The following is a 15,216-nucleotide window of genomic DNA, read 5'->3' as shown; positions in this document are numbered from 1 at the left end:
GCACTGCAATCAAGCACGCTTACCGATCGAGGATGCTCTGGATTTCCACCATGTTGGAGCGAACGCGCAGGATGTAGAATCCCATGGTCGCCAGATGGGTCGGCATGATCCAGCCATCCTCGCTGCCATTGGAAATGATCGCCGGCTGCACCCGAAGGGCCGACTGCAGCTGCCGCTCCATTTCGGTCCAGATGGTGGTGAGATTACGCTCGCGGATGACATTGCCGAAATCGGCCCGTGTCGCCTGCAGAAGCGCATACTGGGCATAGAGCTGGCCATAGGCGAACCAGAACCGGTCATCCGCGCGAGTGTCGAACCAGCCGGCATTGAACTCTTCCGAGCGGCGACGCAGGATGTCGGATGTATTGCCGAGATCGCTTGCCATGCCATCCAGCAGCTGCAGCAGATTGTCCGAGCGCGTGTCGAAGATGGCATCACAGCTGGCCAGAGACGTATTGAAGCGGTTCCAGCTCTCGACGGCAGCGCGGTAATAGCTCGGTGTCGGCGTCTTGAAGCCGAAGGGATCTGTCCCGAAATACCAGGTGCTTTCGTCGAACTGGATATTGCCGCGCGCATCCTGCAGGTCATTGTTGATCCCGGAGGTTCCACGAACGCGGCCGAGATTGTCCGCAAGCTGGATGCCGGTCCGGCGCACGACCTGATTGACGCCCCGCTGGAACGACGCCTTGTTATCCATGAACGGCGTGTTGTCCCAATCGATACCGAAGAAGCCGAGCTTATAGGCAAGCGTCGAGGACACCCAGCTGTTCTGGTTGACGTTCTGATCGGTGAGCGTCGCACTCATCATGACAACGGCCGAATCCTGGCACCGATCGGCCTGATCCGGCAAGGCAGCCCCCGCCGGCACGGTCCGTTCGTCAAATTTGTACGCCTGCACAAAGGCCGGGTCGAAGCCGTGCCAGACCTGCGTACGGTAGAAGAACGAGCCGTAAAACACGACAAGCAGCACAAGGAAGGCGAGGATCGGGCCGCGAATGACCCAGGTCCGATCGCGATACCAGCCATGGGCGGCGAGAAATGGCCAGAGCAGCCAGGCCACGCCCATGCCCACACCACGCCCGAAGGCGGCAAAGATGCGCTGGAAAAACGCGATGATCGGATCAAGCATGCTGATCTCCTAGTCCATAGAGGCGGTTTCGAAAGCCCGTTTTATCCTGCAGATAAGTCGCCTTCAGGCGCGATACAACATAATCCCGGTAAGCCTCGGGATAATCGTCGTAAGTTCGGTAAAAGCCCTGCTTGTCGAAGACGAAGCGCGAGACAAAATCGTCAGCGGTCAGATGGGCGATCAACCGGTTTGTCAGCCACTGATCGGCATGCGACGGCAGCGCCCTGACGAGCCACGGACGATAGCGCGGCTCGACATCAGCGATCCTGAGGCCACCGGTTTTCTGCAGCGTGCGAAGCGCCTCCTGAAGCACGGGATAGACGCCGTGTTCGGTAATCGCCCGCGCCTGACCATGCTGCAGGGTCTGCAACCAGACCGGATCGACACGGGTGAAGCTCGGCACCGGATCAAGTCGCGAGGCGACGGAGAGCAGCACCATTTCGGCGCGGTGTGCAAGAAGGCCGGACGCCTCCACCCAGCTCGCACGCGGCAGTTCGATCCGTCCGGTACGGGCGAGAAAGTCGAAGACCTGCGCGCTGTCGTGGATCGAGATATAGCTCACCTGCCAGGGCCGCGACCGCCGGAAGCTAGGCGCCTCGGGATCACAGATAACGGTGGTGATCTTCTCGTCGACAAAGACGAAGACCCCGCCGAAATGATCGGCCCAGAAGGCGTCATGGCGAAACACCAGCTTGTCCGGCACCAGCGTATTCTGCCTGATGTCGCCGGCCTCGCTGGCCAGCGCCACCATCCGGTTGAGCATCGCATCGTCACGCCAGGCGGTCGCACTCGTGGCCAACTGATCGCACAGCCGGCGCAACTCACCCGCCTTTCCGAGCAGATCCTCGGCCGACAGGACCTTGAACGTCACCTCGTTGATCGACAGCAGATGCTCGAGCGTCAGCACTTCCGCGACGCTGTCCTCGATTTCACCATAGAGCGTATCCTTCAGCGTGATCGCATGGATCGCCCTGAGATTGGCGGCAAAGAACTCGTGCATCAGGCCGGCCGTGTTGGAAAAGCTGGTATGCACGACCGGCAGTTCGTTCTGTTCCGGCGTCAAAATGATGAAGCGCCGGTTGACCTTCTTCGGATCGAGATAGTCCGGATCGCCAAATTCCGCCGCGATCTGCGGCGAAAAGCCGGTGATGTCGATATCGAATTCGGCCAGCTTCGTTTCAGGCAGCCCGAAGCCACTGAGCGCCTTGTTGTAACGTGCGACGAGATGCGGTTCGCGAATGGTGAGCAGGCGACCGTAGATGAGTTCGGCTTCGAGGAGGCGGTTCATGGGAGACGGCCTGCCGGCAGATATGTCAGGTCTCCGCTGATTGTGCCTTCGGTACGACGACCATCAAGTACCGCGATCAGGGTTTCCAGCACAGCCTCGCATTCCTTGAGGATATCGACGTTCCAAAACCTGACCACTGACCACTCATTCGCGTTCATAAAGGCATTCCGTCTTGCATCATACGCACTGTCAACGTGCTGGCTACCGTCCACTTCCACCATCAGAAGTGCCTCACGGCAGGCAAAACCGGCATAGTAGGGACCGATTGGGAACTGGCGGACGAATTTTCGCCCCGCAAGACGCCGTCCTCGAAGCTCAGCCCGCAATACGGCTTCGGCATCGTTGTCGACTTTTCGCAGGCTTCTCGCACGTGCCGTCCTCCCCTTGTTCGCCCCTCGCATGTATTGGCCCTCGCCCAGTCGTTCGGCGTTCTGCAAATGCCCCTCAGCCTACCCTCTCCCCGCAAGCGGGGAGAGGGAGGAGCGCTCGGCCGGCGGCGAGGCCTTCTCCTCGTTTACGGGAGAAGGTGCCCGAAGGGCAGATGAGGGGCAAGCGCAACATCAGCCCCTCACCACGTCCCCTCCGCCTTCAGCCTCCCGATCTCGCCAATCGCCCGCTCCCGCTGCCTTTCCCGCCGAATGATCTCGTTGACCGCCGCTTCATCCGACTTGTCGGCATAGCGGAATTCGCTGTCGGCGTAGCGGTTGATCTCCTGCAGGATCATCGCCATCGTTACCGGGCCGCGCAGCTCGGAGATCATCGCTTTCTTCTCGTCATAGGGCTTGTGCAGGAAGACATCAGGGCTCTCGAACCAGACATCGGGCAGCTCGACATCCATGGCTCGCATCTTCACGGCGTCGGTGATGTTCTTGATGGCGCGGCCAGTGAAGCGAGGCTCGGCAAGCTTGATTGCGTGCAGATAGGCGCCGACATCGGCCAGCGTCTCGATCTTGCCGTTCGCCGCTTCATGACGCTCCCAGACCGCCACAAGCCCCTCTTCCTTCGGCCTGTCGTGCTCGCCATAGGACCGGCTGACGGCCTTCTGGATCTCCTGACCGGCAAAGAGCTGATGCTCGCCTAGCGGAATGTCGTGGTTCTTGCCGACCAGCAGCGAGAAGATGTCGATATAATCCTCGCGCGTCTGCGGTCCATCGACCAGCCACCGGGCGCCGGCGCGCTGGCGCAGCGCATCGTCGACATTTTCCGGATAGTTGGAGAACATGCCGAAGGTGGCATTGCCGCGCACGACGGTCGAGGCGCCGGCAAAGCTCTCCATCAGCACGGCGGTCACCTCATGCTGGCCTGATGATGCCCGATCGTCGGAGCGCTTGGCCGTGACCTGGTCGACGTCGTCGATCGTGCCGAAGCCGATGACGCGCGGGTTGAGCACGTTGTTGACGAAGCTCTTGGCATTCTGGCCCGACTTGCCCTGATAGGACGAGATCTGATCGACGCCGAAATTCTCGTAATGGAAGGCATAACCCGCCATCCGGCAGTAGTCGTTCAAGAGACCCGCCAGCATCTGGATCAGGATCGTCTTGCCGGTGCCCGGCATGCCATCGCCGATAAAGGTGAAGAGAAAGCCGCCGAGTTCGACAAAGGGGTTCATCTGCCGGTCGAAATCATAGGCCATCAGCATCTTGGCAAGCTTCAGCGCCTGATACTTGGCGATGTGATTGCCAATGATCTCTTCCGGCTTCTTGAAGCTCATCGACAGCGGTTTGGATTTGGCGCTCGGCACGGCGTCGAAGCCATCAAGGGTAAAGTCATCCTGGTCGACGCGGATATGGGCGTTCTCGAAGGCTCCGAGATGCTCGAAGCGGGCCTTGCGCGTCAGCAGCCCCTGCAGGGCAAGTTCGGCAAAGGCGCGGCTTCGGCCGATCACGGTCGTGTCGTCGCCCGCCCCCTTCAAGGCTGTATCCAGTCCGCCGATCAGACTTTTCAAGCCGTCCTGGGGCGTATCGAACAGGAAATCCGGCTCGCGCAAGCCGTCAAGCTGCGCGCTCTCGCCCGCAACCGTTGCCAGCAGATAGGCTGAAAAGGCGAAGGCGCAGACATAGGATGCCGAGGCTAGCAGCCCCTTGAACCGGGCCGCCTCCTCGCCCTGCAAAGGGGCGGTGATATTGCGGGCCTGCAGGCTCTCAAGCTCGGTCTGGCGGGCAAAGACCTCGCCGACGGCAAGCGCAATCTGAACGCCGCGCCTGATACGGTAAAGCACCGTATGCTGGGCAGGCGTCATCAGCGGATCGCCCTGCCCCGTCGCCTGGATGGTCTTTACAAGCTCGACCTCGCGGGTCTTGCGCACCGCGCCCGTCGAAACGGTCGAGACGAAGCGCCGCCCCGTGCCAGCGATGGCGCTGCCTGCACCCTCGCCATCACCGCTGTCGAGCATGATGAAACGGGTGACGAGCCCCTGGGCAACGGTCAGGTGTTTGGCAATATCGGCTTCGTGCAGCGTGGTCAGGCCTGCGGTCAATTCGCTCATCTCTCAAACCTCGCTGACGATCTGATCGCCGGAAATCACGTGTACCTTGAAATTCTCGAAGACCGCCTTGGTCTCGCCGGCTGCATACAGCGCCTGATAGGCATCATGCGGCACAAGCGCGTGCTTCTCGTAAGCCGAGACGCCCATGCGCGCCGCTTCGAGATCATGGGTCTCGATGTGGAATTCCTGCGATGCCGGCGTCGAGGAAAAGAAGCCCTTCACCGCTGGCTGCTCGCGTTTGGAAAACACCTCCTGCACGGTCCAGGTCATGACCCAGGCATTCTCAGGCTTGCGCACCCGGCTGAGGATGTCGTTCACACGCCCGGTATTCTCGGTAATCCCGGCGGAATAAAAGGGACCGAGGACGACACGGCCGAGCGATTTCGGATGCAGCATCTCGAAATCCCGATCCATGTTTGTGGCGATCGTCGCCGGCGTCAGCGAATAGGACGAATTCTTGCCGCAGAAATCATCAAAGGCCCGTGCAAGGTCCGGATTGAGCAGGCCGCCCACCGGCAGCGGAATCTCGACCTCGGCGTTCAGCCTGCCTTCCTCCGTCACCAGGATACGGCCGACATTCTCGGAACTGTCCTCGACGGTGGCCAGATAGATCATCGGCAGCGTGCTCGTGCCATCAAACGCTGCCCAGCTGACGAGATAGCTTGGCCGACGCGACTTCGGATTGACCGCGACCCCCACGGTCGTCGGCAAGACCAGAGGCGAGAAAATTTCGCCGGCACTGACACGCTCCAGATAGAGGCGCTCGGCGATCTGCTGCTGCAGGGCTGACGGAAAGGCACGCTGGCGCAGGATGAAATCCACCATGTCCTGCTTCAGCGCATCGGCAGCCGGAATGGCGGCGAGCCGTTGGGCGGAACCTGCCCGGTCGTTTTCCAGTTCCAGGACGTTCTGAAAGACGGGAAAACCGCTCTCAGCCCGGGCGATGCGGAACTGCCCGGTAAAGTCGATGCGGTTCTGCCAGCAGGCGAAGGAATTGCGCAGCCGGTCCAGATAGGGAAGCATGTGAAGCGCTGATTGCCCAAGCAGCGCGTCCGCCGGCTGCGGACCGGAGAAAAATGTCTCCAGTCCGCCAAGCGCCGAGCGAATGGCGTTGAAATAGGGCGAAACCGCCGTTTCGGTTGCATGGATCATCGCGTCATCTCCCTCGTCCCCCGACGCTATCTCTCTGCGCCCTTACTTCGTGCCGATAAAGGGCACGGCCGCTCCCGGGATCATCGTCGTCGGAAGTTGCCCATCCCAACGCTCGGCAGCGGTCAGGTTGATCAGTTCCGGATTGTCGCGCAAGGCCGCACCCTTGGCGCGGATCGCATCGGCCTCGGCGTCGCCGGCAAGACGAGTGGCTTCGGCTCGCGCCTCGGCTTCCGCCCGGATCGATGCCGCCTGGGCGTTGGCCTGGGTGACGGTGATCTCGGCCTGAACCTTCTCGCGCTCGGCATTCTGGCGCAGTTTCTGTACCTCGACCTCCGCCAGCATGCGGTTTTCGATCGACTGCTCATAGGCTTCGGAGAAATCGATGTTCTCGACCTGCACGCTGTCGATGATCACAGGCCCGATGACCGATTCGCGGATTGCCTGCTCGATCTCGGCATTGAGGCGCGCGCGCTCCTGAATGGCGGTCGCCGCATTGAACCGTCCGAAGACCGTCTTCGTCTGCTCATAGACCCGCCGGTCAACCAGGCGGCTGACGAGACCATCCTCGCCGCCGTAATCGGCATAGATCCGCTCCACCTGGTCGGGCGGCAGGCGATAGTTCACCGAGAGCTTCAGGTTTGCCGCCTGCTGGTCGCGGGAATAGGTGGCCACTTCGTCATAGATCTGGGCGCGGCTCTGCGTGCTCACCATGACCACCCGGTCAAGGAAAGGAAGCTTGAAACCAAGGCCCGGCTCGGCTGTCCCGACCACGGCGCCGGTGCGCAGGATGACCCCGCGCTCACCTTCGTCAACCGTGTAGAAACTGCCGGTGACGACCATCAGGACGGCGATACCCGCAACACCGGCCAGAATGAGGCCACGCAGAACCGAGCTGCCCACGCCGGATTGCGCAGGCACCGCATTATTACTCATGCTATCTTTCTCCTGAAACAGCGGGCGGCTCCGGCCCGCTTCAAGGCTTCACGTAATTGGCCGAATTGTGCTTTTCGATCACCGTCTGGAAGCGGCGGGAAAATGCATCGTCGGCGAGCTTCTTGCGGCGCTGGATATCTGCGGTCGAGAGCATGTTCTTCTCGTGCAGCTCCAGGAGATCGCCGATATGGCGCTGGGCGGCAGCACCAATACCGGCCATGGTTTCCTCGGCCGCCGTATCGACCTGGGAACCGAGCGTGTTGATCCGGTGAGCAACCTCCTGCTGGGCAGCGGTCTTCAACGAATCCTCAAGCGCCTTGTAGAGCACGATGCGCTGCTCGGTATCGATGGTCAGCTTGTTGATCAGCGTGTTCTGCGCCGCGATCTGGTTGTTGAGCGAATCGACGAAGGTCTGGAACATCGAGGTGTAGCGTTCCAGCGTCTGGCTTTCCGCCAAGAGCTCCTGCTCGCGTGCCTGGGCCTGATTGTATTCGGTCGCAAGCTTGGAGCGCTCTGCCTCCAGATCGGTCCGCTCGCCGGTGTCGGTCGAGGCGGCGATCTTGCTTTCGATGTCGAGCAACATCGGGTTCAGCTGCTCGATCCGGGTTTGCGTCGTCTCCAGATTGGCAATGGTCTGCTTGCGCCGTTCGATGACCTGGATCAGGCTCTGTTCCGAACTCGCATAACGCTGCTCAAGCACAGCCTTCTGGTCCTTCAGGATGCCGACAATGCTATCCGACTTGGCCAGCAGTTCCTGCAGATTGCCGGCAAGCGACATGTTGCGCACGCGCTCGGTGCGCATCCGTTGCGCCCGCTGCCTGGAAAAGACACCGATGAATTTTTCAAAGCCGGAGAAGCTCTTCATGCTCTCGAATTCGGAGCCGAAGACATTGGTCGCATCCTCGAGCCCGATGATCAGGTCGGCGATGTTCGATTCCATCACCTTCTGCTGATTGAGCACATCCGAGATCCGGGCGTTTTCAATGTCGAAATTCGGATCGGTGAGCTTGCTGTCGCTCTTCGCCAGCGTATCGAGCACACTGCCCGACTGCTCGATCTTGCCACGCATCTCCGCAACGATCGCCCGCGTCTTCTCGATTTCACTGTCGAAGGATTGCAAACTCGCCATGTCGTCTCCCTGTCGTCCCACCGGCAAAGCGCCGGACCCTTGTCGTGGCCACCATAACGCGTTTCCAGACACGAAAAAGTATCGCATCGCACACATGCGTTACACCCTACCGATATGGAGGGTGTTGATGACGCTACAAGATCTTCTGGTGGAAAATTGCGACAGCGGAGCAACACCGTCGCAATTCAGGGTCGAAATACAGGCCTTACTGACCGCCGGCCGCCGGATCCTTGAGATAAGCGATGATGTTGGCGATATCCTCGTCTTTCTTGACGCCGGCAAAGGCCATCTTTGTCCCTTTGACCATGGCCTTCGGCGCCTTGAGATATTCGGTGAGAAGCGCTTCGTCCCACACTTTTCCCTGGCCGAATTCGGTCATGGCCGGCGAGTATTTGTAGCCTTCAGCCGTACCCACGGCGCGGCCAACGACGCCAGAGAGATGCGGGCCCACCTTGTTCTTCGCCTCGGTGGCGACATGACAGGCCTGACAGACTTTGAAGGCCTTGGCGCCGGCAACCGGATCCCCGGCCGCAATCGCCGATACCGGCGCGGCCAGCATGGCCATGGCACCGGAAAGCAACACGAATTTGGACGACGTCTTCATGAACACTCCTATATTCCCTTCACGCGCTGCCGATGCAGCATCGCTGATAAGAACCATGATGGACCGGTTCCACAAGTCCGCGCTTTGACGCGGATCAATCCGGGCAAGATCGGCGTCCAGCGCGACGAACACCGCATCTCAGACACAAAATTTGTCAGAGTCGCAAACGGGGCCGCTCCTGCGACGCAAATGCGCGGGCCTCCTTGCAATTTCGGGTATTGAATGTTGAGTTGGGAACCTCAAAAAAAGAACCGGGAGTCTTCACTATGAATAGCCTCACCACTTGTCGTCGCCTTCTCGCAGCCACCGTATCGCTGATCGCCGTCAGCGCGGCACCGCTCTCCGCTGCCGAAGCCGAAAGCTGCTCGACCGTTCGCTTCTCCGATGTCGGCTGGACCGACATCACGGCCACCACGGCAACCGCTTCGGTGCTCCTGAAGGCGCTCGGCTACGAGCCGACGACCACTGTTCTCTCCGTACCGGTCACTTACTCGTCGCTGAAGAACAAGGACATTGACGTCTTCCTCGGCAACTGGATGCCGACCATGGAAGCCGATATTGCGCCTTATCGCGACGACAAGTCGGTCGAAATCTTCGGACCGAACCTTGAAGGCGCAAAATACACGCTCGCGACCAACGCCAAGGGCGCTGAACTCGGCATCAAGGACTTCGCCGATATCGCCAAGAACAAAGACGCCCTCGGCGGCAAGATCTACGGCATCGAGCCCGGCAATGACGGCAATCGCCTGATCCTCGACATGATCGACGGCGGCAAGTTCGGCCTCGACGGTTTCGAAGTGGTTGAATCCTCCGAACAGGGCATGCTGGCCCAGGTTGCTCGTGCCGAAAAGGATGGCGAACCCGTCGTCTTCCTCGGCTGGGAACCGCATCCGATGAACGCCAACTTCAAGCTGACCTATCTGTCCGGCGGTGACGAGATCTTCGGCGCGAACTTCGGTGGCGCGACCATCTTCACCAACACACGCGCCGGCTACACGGCCGAGTGCCCGAATGTCGGCAAGTTCGTCACCAACCTCAAGTTCTCGCTCCAGATGGAAAACGAGATCATGGGCAAGATCCTGAACGACGGCGAGGATGCGGAAGCGGCCGCCAGCGCCTGGCTGAAGGCCAACCCGGCAGCAATCGAGCCCTGGCTCGCCGGCGTCACGACCAAGGACGGCAGCGATGGTCTTGCTGCAGTGAAGACGGCCCTCGGCCTCTAATCTTCGTTCATCGAATGTGGAACCGCGCGGCCGGGAGGGAGGACCCTGCCGCGCGGCCTCCAGGCAATGATCATAAGCCTATTCGGGGACACGCATGGATTTCCTGACTGACTACAAACTGCCCATCGGCCCCGGCTCGAAGAGCTTCGTCGACTGGCTCACCGCCAATGTCGATTTCGTTTTCGACTTCATCGCCACCATTCTGAGCGCGTCGATCAACGCCATGCTCTTTGTGCTGCAAGGCACCTTCGTGAAGGGCACGGCGGCAGAGAGCTTTTATCCGATCCTGATGATCCTCGTCTTTTCGCTGGTCGCCTGGGCCATACGCCGTTCGGTCGGCGTCGTCGCCTTCACCTTCCTCGGCCTGCTCCTCATCTACAATCAGGGCTACTGGAAAGAGACGATGGAAACGCTGGCCCTGGTGCTGGCCGCAACCGGGGTCTCGATGGTGATCGGCGTGCCCGTCGGCATTGCTTGCGCCCGTCGCCCCTGGCTCTATGCAGGCGTTCGCCCCGTGCTCGACCTGATGCAGACCATTCCGACCTTCGTCTATCTGATCCCGGCGCTGATCCTCTTCGGACTTGGTATGGTGCCCGGTCTGATCGCAACGGTCATCTTTGCCATTCCCGCCCCGATCCGCCTGACGCGCCTTGGCATCATCTCGACGCCGCCTTCGCTCGTCGAAGCGGCTGTCGCCTTCGGTGCAACGCCGATGCAGGTGCTGCGCAAGGTGGAACTACCCTTCGCCATGCCGCAGATCATGGCCGGCCTCACCCAGACCATCATGCTGTCGCTGTCGATGGTGGTGATCGCAGCACTCGTCGGTGCAAGCGGCCTCGGCGTGCCGGTGGTGCGTGCGCTCAACACCGTCAATATTGCCCGCGGCTTCGAGGCGGGCCTGTGCATCGTCATCCTGGCGATCATCCTCGACCGGATCTTCCGCATTCCAGGAGAAGACGCATGACCGACGCAGTCATCTTTAAAAATGTCGACATCGTCTTCGGCGACAATCCGGCCCGCGCCATCGAAATGATAGACGAAGGCAAGACCCGCGACGAAATCGGCCGAGAAACCGGCCTCGTGCTTGGCGTCGCCGAGGCCTCGCTCACGGTCAAGGAAGGCGAGATCCTCGTGCTGATGGGCCTATCCGGCTCTGGCAAGTCGACCCTGCTGCGGGCCGTCAATGGCCTCGCCCCAGTGGTCCGCGGCTCCGTGGGCGTCAAGACCGCGGAGGGCTATGTCGACCCCTACAAGACCCCGGCGGCACATCTGCGCGACCTGCGCATGCACACCGTCTCCATGGTCTTCCAGCAGTTCGGCCTCCTGCCCTGGCGGACCGTCGCGGAAAATGTCGGCTTTGGCCTCGAGCTGGCGGGCGTGCCAGATGCCGAGCGCCAGAAGACTGTTGCCCAGCAGCTGGAACTGGTCAATCTCGGCCAATGGGCGCACCGCAAGGTCAACGAACTCTCGGGCGGCATGCAGCAGCGTGTTGGTCTCGCTCGCGCCTTTGCCACGGGCGCCCCGATCCTTCTGATGGACGAGCCCTTCTCGGCACTCGATCCGTTGATCCGCACCCGTCTGCAGGACGAGCTCCTCGAATTCCAGGCCCGCCTGAAGAAGACCATTCTCTTCGTCAGCCACGACCTGGACGAAGCCTTCCGCATCGGCAACCGGATCGCCATCATGGAAGGCGGGCGGATCATCCAGTGTGGAACGCCACAGGAGATTGTCCAGAACCCAACGAATCAGTATGTCGCGGACTTCGTTCAGAACATGAACCCGATCAACATGCTGACCGCTGCCGACGTCATGCGCCCCGGCGCTTCGTCACAGGACGCCATGGTCAGCGGCACCACAGCGCCCGGAACGGCGCTGGTCGAGGTGCTTGACGCCCTGTCGCAGCGACCAGGCACAATCGGGGTCGTTGACAATGGCGCCGTCATCGGCACGATCAATGCACAGGATGTGATCACCGGACTGACGCGGCACCGCCGCAAGGCTTGAACCTTGGGCGCGTCGCCTCGTCCGAAACAGGATGAACGATGACGACGCCCGAGACAGAGCCCAGGCAGCAGCCAGCGGGCGAGCCCGCTGGCCAGCCGACGGAAAAACCCGCCGACCGGCCCCAGGTGATTCGCGAGACGGACGAGGATGCGCGCCGACAGGCACGCGTGCTCCTGCGTGGCGCACGCTATGCGGCCATCGGCGTGATCGATCCGGACACGCATTTCCCCGCCGTCAGCCGGGTCGTGATCGGCAGCGATAGCGATGGCGCTGCCGTCATTCTTGTCTCTGAGCTCTCCGCCCATACCAGGGCACTGACGACCGATCCACGCACGAGCCTTCTCGTCGGCGAGCCAGGCAAGGGGGACCCGCTCGCCTATCCCAGGCTCAGCCTGCAATGCAGCGCGCAGGTGGTTGAACGCGGCAGCTCAGATCATGCGCGGCTGCGTGAGCGCTTCCTCGCACGCCATCCGAAATCGAAGCTCTATATCGACTTTCCCGACTTCCGCTTTTTCCGCCTCGTGGTGGAGCGTGGCAGTCTGAATGGCGGCTTCGGCCGCGCCTACCACCTCTCAGGAGCGGATTTTCGCATCGAGACGACCCACTGTGATTTCTGGGGGTGCGAAGCAGACCTACTGCTAGAATTGGGGGTGCTGTTTCCGGGGCTTGCAGAAAAGATTGCCACCACTACCTATGGCGCACCACCTGGAGAGTGGACTTTCACTGGTATTGATTCTTCCGGAATCGATATATCTTACAAGGACTTGTTAATTCGACATGAGTTTTTGGAGCCAATCCGAACAAAAACACATATGATTTTAGAGTTACCTAATTCAGTATACGCAGTACCTTAAATTTAGGCATATACAAATTTGGAGCCCCTGCTACATTTCGTGTCATAGCTAAGGCACGGATTTTCAACGACTGCCCCTCCCCCATCAGGCAATCGAGATAGGAAAGTTGAACAGATGAAAACAAGAGATTTGTCGGAGCAATCCAACGTAGCAGCAAGCCTGCTGTCGGCCATGGCGAACCCGAAACGCTTGATGATCCTCTGCAGCCTCGTTGAAGGTGAGGTTCCGGTCGGCGTGCTCGCTAACCAGGTCGGCCTCAGCCAATCGGCACTGTCTCAGCACCTGTCCAAGCTGCGCGCGCAGAAGCTGGTCAAGACCCGCCGCGACGCCCAGACCATCTATTACTCCTCCACGTCGGAATCGGTCATTAAGATCCTGTCGACACTGGAAAGCATCTATTGCGCCCCTGCGGCCGCTAAGAACGCCGCTTGATGACAGCGCTCCCAAGCGGATGGAACGCGGCATAGAGCCCGGCCATCCCACGGGATTACTGCGTTGAAGATATCCGGTCACGAACCGGAACCGATCGAGCCCCGTCCCGAATGACCGGCCGGGGCTTTTTCATGTCCGCAGCCATTTGCAAAGATGCAGATAGCAAACGATGCCTCCTCCCCGGCCATTCTCGATGGCAAAGGGGCGATCGCGCAATCCGCGAGGCGCATCACTTAAATTCAGGGATCCATGACCTTTCGTGATGCCGCCTTGACGGTGTTTCGATCACTGCTAACGTGACGACGCAAACAAAGCCGCCGGCGCATCAACCGGGGCCGGGCAGTGGCCGCCCGTGATGACAAGGCCATGGAGAACACGATGTCGAACCGCCTCAATTCCACGCCTAACGATCTGCGCGCCTTCTGGATGCCGTTCACTGCGAACCGCCAGTACAAGAAGGAACCGCGCCTTTTCGTTGGCGCCAAGGACATGCACTACACCACCCATGACGGCCGCCAGGTGCTTGACGGCACGGCAGGCCTCTGGTGCGTCAATGCCGGCCACTGCCGCCCGCTGATCACCGAAGCGATCCGCGAGCAGGCCGGCGAACTGGATTACGCTCCTGCCTTCCAGCTCGGCCACCCGAAAGCCTTTGAACTCGCCAACCGCCTGATCGACATCGCGCCCGACAACATGGCGCATGTGCTCTATACCAATTCCGGCTCTGAATCGGTCGAGACTGCCCTCAAGGTCGCGCTCGCCTATCAGCGCGTAAAAGGGCAAGGGTCGCGCACCCGTCTGATCGGCCGCGAGCGCGGTTATCACGGCGTCAACTTCGGCGGCATTTCAGTGGGCGGCATTGTCTCCAACCGCAAGATGTTCGGCACTCTGCTCACCGGCGTCGACCACATGCCGCACACCCATCAGCCGGCCAAGAACGCCTTCACCAAGGGCATGCCCGAACATGGCGGCGATCTGGCCGACGAACTCGAACGGATCGTCACCCTGCATGACGCCTCGACGATCGCGGCCGTCATCGTCGAACCCGTCGCCGGCTCGACGGGCGTCCTGATCCCGCCAAAGGGCTATCTGCAGCGCCTGCGCGAACTCTGCACCAAGCACGGCATCCTGCTGATCTTCGACGAAGTCATCACCGGCTTCGGTCGTCTCGGAACGCCCTTTGCTTCGCAGTATTTCGACGTGAAGCCTGACATCATGGTCACCGCCAAGGGCCTGACCAACGGCGTCATTCCGATGGGCGCTGTCTTTGTCACCGCCGAAATCCATGACGCCTTCATGGCCGGCCCCGAGCATATGATCGAGTTCTTCCACGGCTACACCTATTCTGGCAATCCGATCGCATCGGCCGCAGCGCTCGGCACGCTCGACACTTACCGTGACGAGGGCCTGCTCACCCGTGCCGCCGAGATCGCACCCTACTGGGAAGAAAAGCTGCATTCTCTCCGCGATTGCCCGAATGTCATCGATATCAGAAATCTCGGCCTGATCGGCGCGATCGAACTGAAGCCCATTGACGGCGAGCCGACCAAGCGCGCCTTCAACGCCTTCCTCAACGCCTATGCCGATGGTCTGCTGATCCGCACCACCGGTGATATCATCGCGCTGTCGCCGCCGCTGATCATCACCAAGGAGCAGATCGACGAACTCTTCGACAAGCTCCGCAAGGTGCTGGAAAAGAACATCTGAGATCAGCCACCGATAAGTTGGGAAAAAAGCGGTCCGAGTGGCCGCTTTTTTTGCGCCGCTCGCCTGGAAAACCAGATCACGACGGATCTTTCCTGACTGGACCGCAGACCATCTTGTCTGACAGCGAATCGCCCCTTATCCTGCGACAAGAGATTCGCCCAGCCGAACCCGACGCGAATGACAGCTTAAGGTTCAGCCGACGAGTACAGCAGCATCCAGCCGCCTCGCTATCGACATCAGGTCGCCGGCAACCGGCCCGGAGCACGTCCCGGCAGG

Annotated in this window: 14 protein-coding genes; 6 read left to right on the top strand and 8 right to left on the bottom strand. The window is 60.6% G+C overall.

The features are described 5' to 3' along the window. Positions 1–19: 19 nt before the first annotated feature. The 8 genes from IP76_RS06465 to IP76_RS06430 form a co-directional block, all read right to left on the bottom strand. Complete coding sequence (locus IP76_RS06465) at positions 20–1,129, bottom strand: DUF2333 family protein (RefSeq protein WP_054157330.1); 1,110 nt, start codon at positions 1,127–1,129, stop codon at positions 20–22. Next, positions 1,122–2,417: a DUF6638 family protein gene (locus IP76_RS06460; protein WP_054157329.1), complete on the bottom strand. Its 1,296-nt coding sequence runs from the start codon at positions 2,415–2,417 to the stop codon at positions 1,122–1,124. Before IP76_RS06460 ends, IP76_RS06465 begins: the two co-directional genes overlap by 8 nt. Next, complete coding sequence (locus IP76_RS06455; protein ID WP_054157422.1) at positions 2,414–2,818, bottom strand: endonuclease domain-containing protein; 405 nt, start codon at positions 2,816–2,818, stop codon at positions 2,414–2,416. The genes IP76_RS06460 and IP76_RS06455 overlap by 4 nt, the downstream gene beginning before the upstream one ends. A 167-nt stretch (positions 2,819–2,985) precedes the next feature. Further along, the gene (locus IP76_RS06450) at positions 2,986–4,902 is read right to left on the bottom strand and encodes an AAA family ATPase (protein ID WP_054157328.1); all 1,917 of its coding nucleotides are present in this window, start codon (positions 4,900–4,902) and stop codon (positions 2,986–2,988) included. Positions 4,903–4,905: 3 nt separating this feature from the next. Next, positions 4,906–6,054, bottom strand: a complete 1,149-nt coding sequence (locus IP76_RS06445) for a hypothetical protein (protein WP_082352427.1) — start codon at positions 6,052–6,054, stop codon at positions 4,906–4,908. Positions 6,055–6,096: 42 nt separating this feature from the next. Further along, positions 6,097–6,987 carry a prohibitin family protein gene (locus tag IP76_RS06440; RefSeq protein WP_054157327.1) on the bottom strand — a complete coding sequence of 297 codons (891 nt, stop codon included), beginning with the start codon at positions 6,985–6,987 and terminating at the stop codon, positions 6,097–6,099. 40 nt (positions 6,988–7,027) lie between these two features. After that, a complete protein-coding gene (locus IP76_RS06435; protein ID WP_054157326.1) occupies positions 7,028–8,116 on the bottom strand; it encodes a hypothetical protein in 1,089 nt (362 codons plus the stop codon). Positions 8,117–8,321: 205 nt separating this feature from the next. Continuing rightward, positions 8,322–8,720 (bottom strand): cytochrome c family protein, encoded by a 399-nt coding sequence (locus tag IP76_RS06430; protein WP_054157420.1) that lies wholly within the window; start codon positions 8,718–8,720, stop codon positions 8,322–8,324. Between the two features lie 266 nt (positions 8,721–8,986). Between IP76_RS06430 and IP76_RS06425 the strand changes: the two genes are divergently transcribed. The 6 genes from IP76_RS06425 to IP76_RS06400 all read left to right on the top strand — a co-directional run bounded on the left by IP76_RS06425 (position 8,987) and on the right by IP76_RS06400 (position 14,940). Then, positions 8,987–9,943 (top strand): choline ABC transporter substrate-binding protein, encoded by a 957-nt coding sequence (locus tag IP76_RS06425; RefSeq protein WP_054157325.1) that lies wholly within the window; start codon positions 8,987–8,989, stop codon positions 9,941–9,943. Positions 9,944–10,037: 94 nt separating this feature from the next. Next, positions 10,038–10,907, top strand: a complete 870-nt coding sequence (gene choW / locus IP76_RS06420; RefSeq protein WP_054157324.1) for a choline ABC transporter permease subunit — start codon at positions 10,038–10,040, stop codon at positions 10,905–10,907. Next, on the top strand, positions 10,904–11,947 hold the full coding sequence (gene choV / locus IP76_RS06415) for a choline ABC transporter ATP-binding protein (RefSeq protein WP_054157323.1): 1,044 nt from the start codon (positions 10,904–10,906) through the stop codon (positions 11,945–11,947). The genes choW and choV overlap by 4 nt, the downstream gene beginning before the upstream one ends. Positions 11,948–11,985: 38 nt before the next feature. Continuing rightward, on the top strand, positions 11,986–12,801 hold the full coding sequence (locus IP76_RS06410) for a pyridoxamine 5'-phosphate oxidase family protein (RefSeq protein ID WP_082352426.1): 816 nt from the start codon (positions 11,986–11,988) through the stop codon (positions 12,799–12,801). Positions 12,802–12,915: 114 nt separating this feature from the next. Continuing rightward, complete coding sequence (locus IP76_RS06405) at positions 12,916–13,233, top strand: helix-turn-helix transcriptional regulator (protein WP_054157322.1); 318 nt, start codon at positions 12,916–12,918, stop codon at positions 13,231–13,233. Positions 13,234–13,611: 378 nt separating this feature from the next. Then, complete coding sequence (locus tag IP76_RS06400) at positions 13,612–14,940, top strand: aspartate aminotransferase family protein (RefSeq protein WP_054157321.1); 1,329 nt, start codon at positions 13,612–13,614, stop codon at positions 14,938–14,940. Positions 14,941–15,216 lie beyond the last annotated feature (276 nt).

Origin of the sequence: Rhizobium sp. AAP43, assembly GCF_001296045.1 — a bacterium.
Classification (GTDB): Bacteria; Pseudomonadota; Alphaproteobacteria; order Rhizobiales; family Rhizobiaceae; genus Allorhizobium.
This window is presented reverse-complemented; position numbering and strand designations above follow the sequence as displayed.

Bases quoted from the DNA above. Each gene is read 5' to 3' on its own strand.
- IP76_RS06465 (WP_054157330.1), bottom strand. From the start codon at position 1,129: ATGCTTGATCCGATCATCGCGTTTTTCCAGCGCATCTTTGCCGCCTTC.
- IP76_RS06460 (WP_054157329.1), bottom strand. From the start codon at position 2,417: ATGAACCGCCTCCTCGAAGCCGAACTCATCTACGGTCGCCTGCTCACC.
- IP76_RS06455 (WP_054157422.1), bottom strand. From the start codon at position 2,818: ATGCGAGGGGCGAACAAGGGGAGGACGGCACGTGCGAGAAGCCTGCGA.
- IP76_RS06450 (WP_054157328.1), bottom strand. From the start codon at position 4,902: ATGAGCGAATTGACCGCAGGCCTGACCACGCTGCACGAAGCCGATATT.
- IP76_RS06445 (WP_082352427.1), bottom strand. From the start codon at position 6,054: ATGATCCATGCAACCGAAACGGCGGTTTCGCCCTATTTCAACGCCATT.
- IP76_RS06440 (WP_054157327.1), bottom strand. From the start codon at position 6,987: ATGAGTAATAATGCGGTGCCTGCGCAATCCGGCGTGGGCAGCTCGGTT.
- IP76_RS06435 (WP_054157326.1), bottom strand. From the start codon at position 8,116: ATGGCGAGTTTGCAATCCTTCGACAGTGAAATCGAGAAGACGCGGGCG.
- IP76_RS06430 (WP_054157420.1), bottom strand. From the start codon at position 8,720: ATGAAGACGTCGTCCAAATTCGTGTTGCTTTCCGGTGCCATGGCCATG.
- IP76_RS06425 (WP_054157325.1), top strand. From the start codon at position 8,987: ATGAATAGCCTCACCACTTGTCGTCGCCTTCTCGCAGCCACCGTATCG.
- choW (WP_054157324.1), top strand. From the start codon at position 10,038: ATGGATTTCCTGACTGACTACAAACTGCCCATCGGCCCCGGCTCGAAG.
- choV (WP_054157323.1), top strand. From the start codon at position 10,904: ATGACCGACGCAGTCATCTTTAAAAATGTCGACATCGTCTTCGGCGAC.
- IP76_RS06410 (WP_082352426.1), top strand. From the start codon at position 11,986: ATGACGACGCCCGAGACAGAGCCCAGGCAGCAGCCAGCGGGCGAGCCC.
- IP76_RS06405 (WP_054157322.1), top strand. From the start codon at position 12,916: ATGAAAACAAGAGATTTGTCGGAGCAATCCAACGTAGCAGCAAGCCTG.
- IP76_RS06400 (WP_054157321.1), top strand. From the start codon at position 13,612: ATGTCGAACCGCCTCAATTCCACGCCTAACGATCTGCGCGCCTTCTGG.